The sequence below is a fragment of the Zhongshania aquimaris genome, assembly GCF_019312595.1.
Taxonomy (GTDB): domain Bacteria; phylum Pseudomonadota; class Gammaproteobacteria; order Pseudomonadales; family Spongiibacteraceae; genus Spongiibacter; species Spongiibacter aquimaris.
In genome coordinates, this window is record NZ_JAHWDQ010000004.1 from 294,633 (window position 1) to 306,904 (window position 12,272).

At 47.9% G+C, this 12,272-nt stretch carries 9 protein-coding genes; 1 reads left to right on the forward strand and 8 read right to left on the reverse strand.

Features of this window, described 5'->3' with window-relative positions; all coding sequences use genetic code 11:
• Positions 1 to 19: 19 nt before the first annotated feature.
• The 3 genes from KXJ70_RS15715 to KXJ70_RS15725 are packed head-to-tail and all read right to left on the reverse strand — an operon-like array spanning position 20 to position 5,020.
• Complete coding sequence (locus KXJ70_RS15715) at positions 20 to 2,323, reverse strand: TonB-dependent receptor (protein ID WP_219044481.1); 2,304 nt, start codon at positions 2,321 to 2,323, stop codon at positions 20 to 22.
• Positions 2,316 to 4,106, reverse strand: coding sequence for a trehalase family glycosidase (locus tag KXJ70_RS15720; RefSeq protein ID WP_219044482.1), 1,791 nt, complete (start codon positions 4,104 to 4,106; stop codon positions 2,316 to 2,318). Before KXJ70_RS15720 ends, KXJ70_RS15715 begins: the two co-directional genes overlap by 8 nt.
• Positions 4,106 to 5,020 (reverse strand): alpha/beta hydrolase, encoded by a 915-nt coding sequence (locus KXJ70_RS15725; RefSeq protein ID WP_219044483.1) that lies wholly within the window; start codon positions 5,018 to 5,020, stop codon positions 4,106 to 4,108. The genes KXJ70_RS15720 and KXJ70_RS15725 overlap by 1 nt, the downstream gene beginning before the upstream one ends.
• A gap of 527 nt (positions 5,021 to 5,547) precedes the next feature.
• Here KXJ70_RS15725 and KXJ70_RS15730 point away from each other — a divergent pair.
• A complete protein-coding gene (locus tag KXJ70_RS15730) occupies positions 5,548 to 6,546 on the forward strand; it encodes a LacI family DNA-binding transcriptional regulator (RefSeq protein ID WP_219044484.1) in 999 nt (332 codons plus the stop codon).
• A gap of 189 nt (positions 6,547 to 6,735) precedes the next feature.
• Here the strand turns inward: KXJ70_RS15730 and KXJ70_RS19455 are convergent, their stop codons facing one another.
• The 5 genes from KXJ70_RS19455 to KXJ70_RS15750 form a co-directional block, all read right to left on the reverse strand.
• Positions 6,736 to 6,987, reverse strand: a complete 252-nt coding sequence (locus KXJ70_RS19455; RefSeq protein WP_255558515.1) for a hypothetical protein — start codon at positions 6,985 to 6,987, stop codon at positions 6,736 to 6,738.
• A complete protein-coding gene (locus KXJ70_RS15735) occupies positions 6,984 to 7,640 on the reverse strand; it encodes an aldo/keto reductase (RefSeq protein ID WP_255558516.1) in 657 nt (218 codons plus the stop codon). The genes KXJ70_RS19455 and KXJ70_RS15735 overlap by 4 nt, the downstream gene beginning before the upstream one ends.
• Positions 7,641 to 8,071: 431 nt before the next feature.
• Positions 8,072 to 8,953 carry an enoyl-CoA hydratase-related protein gene (locus KXJ70_RS15740; RefSeq protein WP_219044485.1) on the reverse strand — a complete coding sequence of 294 codons (882 nt, stop codon included), beginning with the start codon at positions 8,951 to 8,953 and terminating at the stop codon, positions 8,072 to 8,074.
• A 119-nt stretch (positions 8,954 to 9,072) separates the two neighbouring features.
• A complete protein-coding gene (locus KXJ70_RS15745; protein ID WP_219044486.1) occupies positions 9,073 to 10,821 on the reverse strand; it encodes an acyl-CoA dehydrogenase family protein in 1,749 nt (582 codons plus the stop codon).
• 41 nt (positions 10,822 to 10,862) lie between these two features.
• Entirely contained in the window at positions 10,863 to 12,239 is a 1,377-nt protein-coding gene (locus KXJ70_RS15750; protein ID WP_219044487.1) for a DUF1329 domain-containing protein, read from the reverse strand.
• Between the last annotated feature and the right edge of the window lie 33 nt (positions 12,240 to 12,272).

Sequence of the window (12,272 nt, forward strand, 5' to 3'; positions counted from 1 at the left end):
CCTCTAACTTCTATCGCTATTAGAAACTGCCAGATAGGCGCACGCTAAATGACATGGGAGTAATATAATAAAACTCATTGGCCGCAGCCTCAGGCACTGGAAGCCCAGAGGTAAATGCGTTGGTAATCCCACGTTCATCAGTAACGTTATTTGCTATAAGCGAAATTTTTGGGAGCCATTTGTAGCTTTCATTCGACAGGCTTAACTGCAAGTCGACTTGATGATAGCCATAAATTTCCATGCCATTAAAGAAGGGCTGAGTTGATCCAATAGCGGTGTAGCTTGCAAACCCTCCAACGGTCCAGTTACCGAAGATCTGTTGAAACGATAGTGTGGTGGCTGACTGTGTCTTGGGTGCAAGAGGCCACCGAGACCCCGAAGGTATTGCAGTACCATCAGAGGTAGAAAACTCTGCGGTAGTGACTGTATCGGCATAGGATAGAGAAGATGTCAGCATCAGACCGGCCCAAGGAAAAAGATACTGTACTGCCACGTCAAGACCTTTACTTTCCACACCGCCGACGTTGTCGATATAGACTGCTAAGCCAGAGGCATCCGGCTGTAAACTTTGGGGCTTATCCCAATCGACCTGGTACGCAGTCAGATCTAATCTCAATGTGTTGTCAAACCACTCTGTTCTAATACCTAGCTCGTAATTCCACAACGTATCAGACTCAAACGTTTCTGGTGCCGAATTTTGAGACAGTGGCGTAGTCACTCCAAACTGAACGCCGCCAACTCGGAAGCCTTTAGACGCTAAAGCATAAGTAAGGATCTCGTCAGTGACGTTCCATGTGACAGAAAGCTTGGGATTAAATCCGTCCTCCTCAACACGGCCTGACAAGGTAAAATTGGGAGAACCTTGTTGGGTCAAAACAAATAGACCATTTTGTCTATTGTCACCACCCGACGTGGTTTTGTACTTCCGGCCACCCACCGCTACCTCAATATCCTTGGTTAATCGGTAGCTAATCTCGCCAAAAATAGCCTGCTCTTCAACCACTACATCTGCAACCGATCCAAGAACAATAGGGTTACCTTGCGCGGTAAAAAGGTCACTGCTCTGCAATTGCAGTGGAGAAAGAAAATCCAAAATAGGTAAAACAAAAGGAGCGTCAACAGCAACTGGTACGGTCAGTGTAGTCTGAATATCCTGTTTCCAATCGAAGTAGCCAATCGTCCACTTGAAATCCTGGTTGAATTCATCGTTGGACACAATGCGAAACTCGTGACCTGTTGTTTCGGATTCACCAGTATAAGCTTGTGCTTGCAATGCCAAGTCTCCGCTGCCTGAAACCCGCGAGGAGGCATCAAAAAACCTGTCGCCCGTCTTTTCGACATAAGAACCGTCGTAGACGAAGTCTGCCCAATGCCAAGTATAGCTCAATGAAAGATTTGCTAATTTGTAGTCGGTATCATCTGGGCTGCTGCGCGGCCGATTTCTGGTCACCAATGCACCATTGTCTGAGTCCACAATTCCCACGTCTTTCTTCAAGGTATCTTGCCACGCAGCAGTGAACAACGTATCCCACTTGGCAGTGGGCTGAAAAGCAAGCAACACACGTCCGCCTTCCTGCTCGATTTCATTCACATCTTTCTGGCCTAGCTGTAGATTATCGACATATCCCGGCGCAGTGCGTTTAAACGCCATCGCACGCAGTGCCAGCTTGTCCGATACAATAGGCGCATTCAGCGCAGCGCCGTAAGTCGGCTCCTTAGCACCACCTTTAATCGAAGTCTGCTGCGCAAACCATTTCAACTCATTCCCTTCAAAGCTTGGTCTTTCCGGAACGTAGCGGACAGCGCCGTTAAGGGCAGAAGCACCATAGAGTGTTCCCTGAGGCCCTTTCAACACCTCAACTGACTGCATATCAAACGGATTAGGATCCAACGATACAAAGGGCACATAAGTATCAGAGAACGACACATTGCCAAAGAGAATCCCCGTCGTGGAACTCGTTCCGATATCTGACGAGATTCCTCGGATGGTGACTCGCGCTGGACTGTCCCCCGTCGAAGTCATATTAGCCCCTGGAACAAGCTTAATGATGTCCGCGGCATCTTGCGCCCCTCGCGCCTCGAGATCCTCACCTGAAAATGCGGAAATGCTGGCCGCAATTTCTCTGAGATTTTCGCTTCGTTTTGTCGCAGTAACTATAATTTCTTCTATAGTACGAGTACTACTTGCTTGTGACTTCCCATCTGACACCTTCTTTTGAGCGTAGACGGATGGCACGCAAATAAAAAATGCAATCAAGACACCGAACTGTTTCATCTGGAATTTCATCACTTTTAACTCCCAATTATTATTTTCATCAATCAAATCCGACCACCGCGGCGATCTCGTCACTAGCGTGGATAAGTTCAAAGCCAAGCACTTTATTCAGCATCCAGACAAAGCTGGCGTTGGTCCACAAGAAGCCTTCCTGCACAGGATACTGATGGCGATTACTTTCAGGCAGATCGCAATGCTCCACATCGATGCGCTCGTAAAAGCCACCGTGCCTATGGAAAATTTCAGCCAATGTTCTGGTCCATCGATTAGCAATATCTTTTGCTTGCTCGGTGTAGCCATAATTCAAAAAGCCAGCAACAGCCATCATTTGAGCTGGCGCCCAACCATTGCCACCATCCCATTGATGAACTGTGGGGCGTACAGTGTTGCTTGCAAGCCCTCCATGTCGTAATAACTCACTGGATGACATGGCAACTAAACGCGCCTGTCTTTTTGACGCGACCCCAACGTACAGCGGAGCAAACGTTGTAAAATCCACTCCCGGACTAAACTGCTTATTGGACAGATTCAGACTGCGATAATAGCCTGCCTTTTCATCCCATAAATGCCTATCAATAGACGACCTACGCGCCGATGCAATCGCCGTGAACCGCTCATATTCATATGCCAGACCACAGAATCTGCTCAGCCAAGCAACATCTGAGGCAAACCCTGCCAGAAGCGCATTCAGAAGTACTGGCGCAAAATTAGTAATTTCGTTGCGAGCGGAATCGCCGTTAAATATCTCAGTGAAATCGAGCCCCGATTCCGCCATAGCTCTAACATCTCGCAAACTCTTCCCTAACAGCGCCTCGTCATCTTTCCCATACCGCTCTGGACGCTCAACATCAAGCTCATCCCAGTGGCGGTGAAGCCCGTAAGAGCGATCAAATCGTCGGTTTTCATCAGACCAAAAATTATCGAACTCACCGGCAAGCAAAGGGACAGCCCGATCTGAAACCCAATGCCTTAGTTTTTCAGAAAGTAACTTATCATTACTCTCCTTTGCCTTTCGTTGGGTAGCCTCAACCACTGAACGAACCAGTCGGCTGGACAACGGCGGCTGAGATCGGGTTAGGTAGTAATCGCGATTTCCGTTGGGCACAAATCCAAAATGCCTTATCTGTTCAAGCAGATTTTCCGCTTGCATTTGCGCTAACTCCAACCTACCGGTGAGGATCAACCCATCGATGCTGAATCCTGTATCCCAATAGTATGACTCTAGGAATCGTCCTGCAGGAATTAGAAAAGGGTAAGGCGTGGGAATCAGGGAGCCCGAAGCGACGCCAGACGATAGCTTGCAAAGTTTGGACCAGTGCGCTTCAACATAATCAAACGCATTTACAATTAATATGTCACTGTGTTGCAACGTAACTCGCTGCTTAAACAGACCGTTGGGGGCGATGGATAACGGCTCTTCGGGTCCATACGCACTGTCAATATAGGCCTTTAACACATCTCGCCGCCTTTCGGCGCCACGTGAGTCCACTAGTGCGAATTTCCGCGCCCAATGTTTGGTAAAGTTTTCATCCACAGACCGCATGGTAAAATCTGAAATAGGCTTATAGTCGTCATACAGCCCTATAATCCGAGCCTCTTCTACCAATGGGCTTGACAAGCCGGGAGAAGCTAGACTGGGAATAACCGTCTTCGCTGGCGCTGAATCGGGTAAATGCAGTTCATTAACAGACGGAATTTCCGGATAACGCTGAGATTTTCGCAACCGGGTGGCATGTGCCACCCTCGCTTCGATGGCGGTGATACCAGACACGCCCAGCGTCGCCTTATCAGCAACGCGCCATTCAAATTCCAGTAATTGCGATAGAGTCATTAACGCAACTCTCCAACGATCAAATCAATCGCCTCAGGCGCGACTGAACATATGCTGGCTAACGACAAGAAGCCATGCGGCATCCGCAGATAGTTTTCGTATCGCACAGGCACACCCGCTTCACGAAGACAATCCGCATACCTAGATCCATCATCTCTTAAAGGATCGCAATCAGCGGTTATGATCAACGCTGGAGGAAGTGCCGAAAGGTCAGTCGAACAGATCGGTGATATATAGGGGTTGCTCGCCTTCGCATTACCCTTATACACATTGACCATATCAACCATATCTTCACGCCGCAAACCAAGACGCGGAGGGTCTATCGACGCCGATTGCAAGGTGCCATCAAGGAAGGGATATATAAGAACCTGTCGCTCAATTTTGACCTCCCCTCTTGCCTTGAGACACAGCGCGGCAGCAAGATTGCCGCCTGCGCTGTCGCCAACAACAATTACCGAACGCCCATCGACGGCAATAGTTTTCAACACATCCTCACAATCATTCAATCCGGCGGGAAAAGGAAAATCGGGAGCTAGGCGATATCCAACAGAGGTCACGTCTAGACCCAGCCGGTCGCACAAATTAGTGCACAGATAATCCAGCGAATCTTCGTTTCCGGCAAACCAGCCTCCACCGTGAATAAACAGTATTTGGCAAGCTCGATCACTACTCACCTTGGGCAGGAATTTTTTCACCGGAATTACGCACTCCCGACCGTTCACGCTTCCTCGCTCTACGGTCACTTCGGGGATCGGAAGGAGCATCCAAGGAGAAGGCCCCATAGCCGCACGCTTTTCCAAAGGCATTTGCATCACTTTTGCCCCGCCAGGAAAAAGTCGAAGCGCGACCAGTATCTCGGAAACCGCCATAAAACCCCGTAAACGCCAGCCTTTAAGTGAAAGAATCGAACGCACAATGAACTCCAATCTTTTAAATTATAGTTATTCGACACACAGATGACGTAAGAAGCGCACCCACCTACACACACCACACATGATCGACAGCCATATAACAGTGAGCACAATCTAACAATTAATGCACACGATTGCAATAAGGCGGAATTACGTAATAACCCGTACACTACAAGCCTCAATATTATAATTAACTAACTGTTTTACATATATTTTATTAAAAAAAACAGATTTAACGCCGCCATACAATTAAACCATTCCCCATAAAAAAACCCCTAAATTGCAAACCTGTGCATTTGAGCATACAATTCCCGTTCGCAGATGCATTTGATCGATACCGCTCGGAGATACAGGGAAGCACCCCAGCTATCAGCAACTACCAAGCTAATCGGAACCGCAGCATTACAAATAGCAACCACCAGACAACCTTTCTTGAAACTGATAGCGTATAAGTACTGGGCAAGCACAATAGAAATATCGCGTATCCATCGCAAATCTGCTTAACAAACACTGGGAAATGAAATAACTCCATGACACACAAAAAGCGTCCTATAGGCATGGTAGACATTGCGCGGCTAGCAGGAGTCTCCCGCCCCACCGTTTCGCGAGCGTTACAAGGCAGCCCATTAGTCAACGAAGAAACGAAAGAGCGAATCAGAGAGATTGCCTTACGCCATGGCTATATTGTCAATCGAAGCGCACAGAATCTCCGGCGCAAAAGAAACAATGTAATCGCTGTCGTTATTGACTTTCCGCACCTTCCAGAGAGTCGAATTTCCGATCCATTCCATTTTGAACTACTGGGAAATATCTCCAATGAACTAGCTAACCAAGGTCAAGACGTGCTGCTTTGCTCCACTCAGTCAGTCCACTCCGAACCTCTCGAACAAATGCTTTCTAGCAAAGGAGTAGACGGTATAATTTTCCTCGGCCAAAGTGGCGAGGAAGGTGAGCTCACCTCTCTGGCGAACAATGGCGTTCCGTTTGTTGTTTGGGGAGCAGAGCCGCAAAAGAAAGAATATTGCGTAGTTGGGAGCAACAATAAGCGAGGCGGAAAATTAGTCGCCAAAAGATTTACGGAGCTAGGCAGGACATCTGCCATGTTTGTTGGGCCAGACGATCACGACGAGATGAAACTCCGATTTTCAGGTTTCTCTTCTGAATGGAAAGGTGCTTTGGAAGAGCTGGCAGTTAAAGACATTTCCTTTCAATCCAGTCGTGATGCCGTTCTACATTGGCTAGATTCACATGACTGGCATCCCGATGCAATCTTCGCGGGCAGCGATACCATGGCGATAGGAGTGCTTTCGGCACTAAAGGCAAAGGGCCTAAGCATCCCCTCTGACTGCACCGTGTGCGGATATGACGACAGCCCTATTTCAATTTATCACAGCCCGTCACTGACCACTGTTAAGCAAGACACTTCCGCTGCGGGCATTCTTCTTGTCGCAAAGCTGATGAAAATAATTGAAGGTGAAATTCAAGAAAGTGAGATGCTTCGAACAGAATTAATAGAACGCGAAACGTAGGCCAATCAGTTTTTAATCGACAATAATAGCGATTATTTGCCCAAGAATGCGCCGAACTCTTGCAGCAGCAGAGCCTTGCACCTCCTAGCAAAGATACGGGCCCTAAAAGGAATACCTTGATACACTCCTCCGCTAAGCCAAGCAGATTCTAGCTACAATTTTTTGTTTAGCCTGCCTAAGCAGAAATAATCAAGGCACTGGAGCGCCATTACTAGCCTCCCAGATACGATACCACTGCTCGCGGCTGAGCTTGAAATTTTCGCTTCCTGCAGCCATTTTAACTCGTTCAATTTTGCCAGTTCCCAGCAGCGGAAAGGGTTTACAAGGTAATGCGAGCGTCCAAGCATATATCACCTGCTCCGCCGTTTCTGCTCCCACCTCATCCTGAACCTCCTGCACCGCAGACATAACACGCCACCCCTTGTCATCGAACGGTGTCATGAGCGCCCCCCTGCCAGACAAGACCAAAGCATAGGGCTGATACCACCAGTCTGACATTGCTCAAACAAGCCACTGTCCAACGCGGCAGTGTTGTACGGAGAAAACTCGACTTGGTTTGTCACTAAGCGTTGGTCACAAGCCTGCTGCAACAAAGCGAACTGCTGCACGCTAAAATTGGAAACACCCACAGCGCGTACCTTACCCGACGAAAGCAATGTATCAAACGCCGAGGCGATTTCCTCAGCATGCATCAGGTAGTCTGGGCGGTGTATCAATAAAAGGTCGATATAGTCGGTGCGCAACTCGCGCAAAGAATTTTCTGTACTGGTAATAATTGATTGCGAACTGGAGTCATAGTGGTTAACTGCAGTGCCACCGAGCGGGCCAAAGCCCACCGGCCGGATTCCGCATTTAGTGACAATCTCCACCTGCCGCCGGAGTTCTGACTTTATAGCAAGAGCATCGCCAAAAGGCTTTTCACTACTATAAACAAAAGCGTGATCCATAGTGGTCACACCGAGCTCTACGCACTGCTCAACAAAAGCAAGCAGCTGTCGAGGCGACATACCCCAGTGATTAAGTCGCCAAAAGCCAGCAATAAAACGCGAAAATTCTGGGCAGCCCCGCGTAAGCGGTGCGCGTGATAGGGTCATATTATTTCATCCAAAAAAAATATACTTCGTCACGAAGTTTCATCGCAGCCGATGTAATGCATTTCGCTTAGATGATGACATAACACAAAGATTTTAGCTTGAACCTAACGATGCATCCCGTCAACAACAGCCCAACAAGGCAAAATTATTAGCGACCAAGATACTGCCAATATTCTCACTACACACTGCGGCGCTACTAGACTAACAACTCAACAAGCAAGGCTTACGGATAAAATAATGACTCTCCAGCCTTTTAGCTATCTTAATCTGATAGACCACACTCGACAAATAGAGGAGTTATTCCTGATCTACATTCTGAGCGACAAGTCAGACGTGTGTGAACATTCACTAGCCACCTGGTCAGTATTAGAGATGATCATATAACCTGCAATAAGAAAATTATTTGCTTGCGATACTACAATTTCTAACCCTCAAGTAATATCCCCACGTCCCTTGTCTTCTATTCCATATAAACTTCGATCATCCACCATCATGTCATGTGTTGGCGCCCGCTTTTCGCGTCTTGCATCAAAGCACTCGTTAATATCGTCGCCGGGGAATGCACCGGACTGCCATGCCGCCGTATATCTGAGACTGGCTTCAACGCCGTAGGCCTTGGTAAATTTCATTATTTCTTTTGCACCGCGAACCGCAATGGGTGAACGTCGCGCTATTCGCTCGGCCAAATTCTTCGCTAGCTCCGTCAGCTCTTGCGGAGATTGAGCGATGCGGGAGGCGAAACCAATACTATTCGCGTCACTGCCAGTTAAGGATCGACAATCCATTAGCCAATCAGCGACTACACCATAAGGCAAGGTCGAGGTCAGACGCTGAACCGTCCCTAAATCGGGAACAAAGCCAAGATCCATTTCCAGCGGTGTCAATGTCGTACCAATTTCTACAAGACGAATGTCGGCAGCACAGACCAAATCCAGGGCGCCACCAATACAGGCGCCCTGAATCGCCGCGACGACAGGGATGGGAGTCTGTTCAAGGCAGGAGATAGAGTTCTGCACCGACAAAATCGTGCGGCGGAGATAATCAGCACGTCGCGACACGTCTAGCTCACTTCCCAACACCTTTAGAGAATCTAGTAACGCCAGATCAATACCCGCGCTAAACATCGCGCCGTCGGCCCGAATTAAAATACATCGAATATCACCCCGAGATTCGGCGTATTTAACCGCCAATGGCAGTTCACGCCAGAAGTCACGTGTTAAGCAGTTCCTCTTTTCCGGGCTACTTAATACAATGTGAGCAACCATGTTTTCTACATTAAATTTAAAACTTTTGAATTCTGCTTCGTTGTTCATTTTTAAAATATCTTCCCTAAAAATATCCTAACTCGTGTTTAGCTAATTTGATCACCCAGGAAGTTTCCCGCCTGCATTACCCGGCAAAGGGCTAACTAGCAATTGTAAAAACCAGGTAATTAAAACTGCGCGATAGACAAGGCCATAACATCTTCTGAGCCAGCGCGAATAGCAATCCAATGAGCGTGAACCCGTGGCAATATTTTATTGATATAAAAGCCGGCTATCGAAATATTGGCCGAAAGATAATCCACGTCGCTGCTATCAGATGGCATTGCACTTGATAGCATCGCCTTATCACAAACCAGGGACCCGGCGCAGACATAGCCGGTAAGCATCAAGTAATCAAACGCGACGCTTTCAATGAAGTCATCATCGCCCTTGTTTGCCAAGATCCAATCAGTAGCGGTCTGGAGCACCATGACGGCCTCCATTAAATTCATGCCCATATCAGAAATATCGCTTTCGCAGCGCTGAAATTTGTATGCATCTGTCCGCATCATATGAATCATTCGTTTTACTTCACTGCCGCCGTCGCGTATTACTTTCCGTTTTGTGAAGTCGAGCGCCTGTATGCCATTGGTACCCTCATATATTGCCAAGATACGGGCGTCACGATATAGCTGCGCTGCACCGAACTCTTCAATAAAGCCCGCGCCGCCATACACTTGAATGCCCAAGGAGGTGACTTCGTTTACGATCTCAGTAGACCAGGCCTTCACCAAGGGCGTTATCAGCGCAATGCGAGCTGCCGCAAAGCCGTCATCACTATCAGCATCGGCAATATCTTGTTGTGCATACGCGTAGTAAGCCATCACACGAGCGGCTTCGGTTAAGGCACGCATTTGCATAAGCATCCTGCGCACATCGGGATAATGAATAATTTCACGTCCGCCCTGGACTCGCTCTTTTGCGTAGGCCAATGCGCCTTGATAAGCCCGCTCCGACACACCGACACCCTGGAGCCCCACACCAATTCGGGCGTGATTCATCATCGTAAACATATAGCTAAGACCGCGCCCTTCCTCCCCTACCAGAAATCCAGTCGCACCACTATTTCCGCCGAAATCCAGAACACAGGTAGGACTACCATGAATACCTAATTTATCTTCAACTGATATGGGGAATACGTCGTTTCGATGCTCCGGCTCACCGGCACTATTTAATAAATACTTTGGCACAATGAAAAGTGACAAACCTGATACACCATCAGATGCGCCTTTAACTCGGGCCAGCACTAAATGAACGATATTCTCTGCAATACCATGATCGCCCCAACTAATAAAAATCTTCTGACCTTTAATTAAATAGTGATCACCGCAAGGTAAGGCCTCAGCCCGAACGGTACTGAGATCAGACCCCGACTGCGCCTCAGTCAAATTCATCGTCCCAGTCCATTGTCCAGATACAAGTTTCGACAAATACTGGGCTTTCAGCGACTCATTGCCGTGCTTTTTGATCGCCGATATCGCGCCCTGAGACAATAGCGATACGAGAGAGAAACTCAGACTAGCCGCCATAAAAATTTCATTCACCGCACAGGAAACCAAACCTGGCAAACCATGTCCGCCATGACTTTGCTCACATGAAACAGCCGGCCAACCGGCCTTAATATAATCCTGATAGAGATTGTTGAAACACGCCGGCACCACAACTTCATTGTTATTTATATAGCACCCATCCCTATCTGCGTCCCTATTGATAGGCGCCACAAATTTTTCAGCAAAAGCCGCCGCACCTGAGATGACCTCAGTAATTAGAGACTCATCAACATCTTGATAGATAGGCAAACTGCCAAGCTGACAACTCCTAATTAAAGAGCGAATCGTGTGAACAGTATCATCAGTCCTTGCCTTGTAATAATTCATTGCATCCATCTCAATTCTGTAATTTTAGAAACATCGCCACGCTAGACACGACCGAGCCTAGACAGGGCGGAATGCGTTAAGTAGCGCTGAAAAATATCTGCGTCATTAACCGAGCTTTTATGTCCGCCCTTTAATTCCTTTACGTGTTCAACCCTAGTAATCCGCCCGCTCTGAAACTCATAGGCGTGAAAGTAGGCCCATGACCAATAAGGGTGCTTGCCATTCATTACGCTTTTCTTACCGTTTATAAATTGACAGTAGCAACCATCAAATGAGCGAAATGGAAGCCCGGCTCGGTCAAAGGTCACCATCGCTAGCGGCATTTGATTTCTGGCATCAAACCACACCCGCTTTTTACTAATAGGCGCACGGGGAAACCCTATCGGCTCCGCTTCGCAGACAATTGCCTCTGGGACCATCTCTACAACACTATCAAAAAAGCTATCGCCCTTAGGACCGCCGTGGACACCATGTTCCCAGTTATCATGCTCGGCATTCCAGCCACCAGACACACCGGCCAACATCGGCTGACGACCAATGACTTTGTAGTTCCCCCATGTGTGCAAGGGATCGCCTGCCGCCCATGCGTCAGACAGATACAGCGCCGACCCAGGTACCAGTGGCTCAAACCTTTGGTTAGTGGGGAACTGACGAATTCGTCTAAAGTAAGGAACATAGCCGTATAAATCGGGAAATTTATTCTGATCATATGGCCACACATTAAGGTAAGAGGCTCCGCGCTCACTTTCTGGCGAAGTGTAAACAACGGTATTGAATCGCAACTTACTTTGATGTTCTGGCCAATAGGGTTTCGGTTCCAATACCAATCTGCCGACTGGAGATAGCTCAGCCCACACCAAATCATACTTATAATCTATTTCACCCAAAGGATTTATATCAACTTCCTTCATCGCAAAGAGATTTGCATCGTGCCGACCCCACGACAAGGTCAATCCAGCGAAAAGTTCCAGTGCCGAACTGCTTGCAGGAAATGGATGCCCTCCAATCCAGGGGCTACCATCGGCAATGGTGACATTGCCGCTTTTATCAAACTTGGCTAAACCCTGGTTTGATAGGGTCGCGTTCTGATACTCCCAAGGTCCCATATTCATCCATTCAGTTGTTGTTGCAACAACCTTTAACCTGCGGCCCATTTCTGAAACATGCTTAAACTTTGCGGGATCTAGTAGATCTTTTACATATTCAACATTCTCAGCGGTAATATAATCACCAACCTTGATTTTGCCTTTTGTGTACACCTCAATGGAAAGTAGCTCATCAGGATAGGCCTTACTGACATCTCCGGCAGACGCAATAGTCGGCCATAGCGGCGCCAACACGCCTGCACCGGCAAACGCAGAGCCGTAGCGCAGGAATTCCCGGCGATTTAATCTCGATGACCACTTTAATAAATGCATTCTCAATCCTTACAAAAAAAGGGTCGGAAGCAA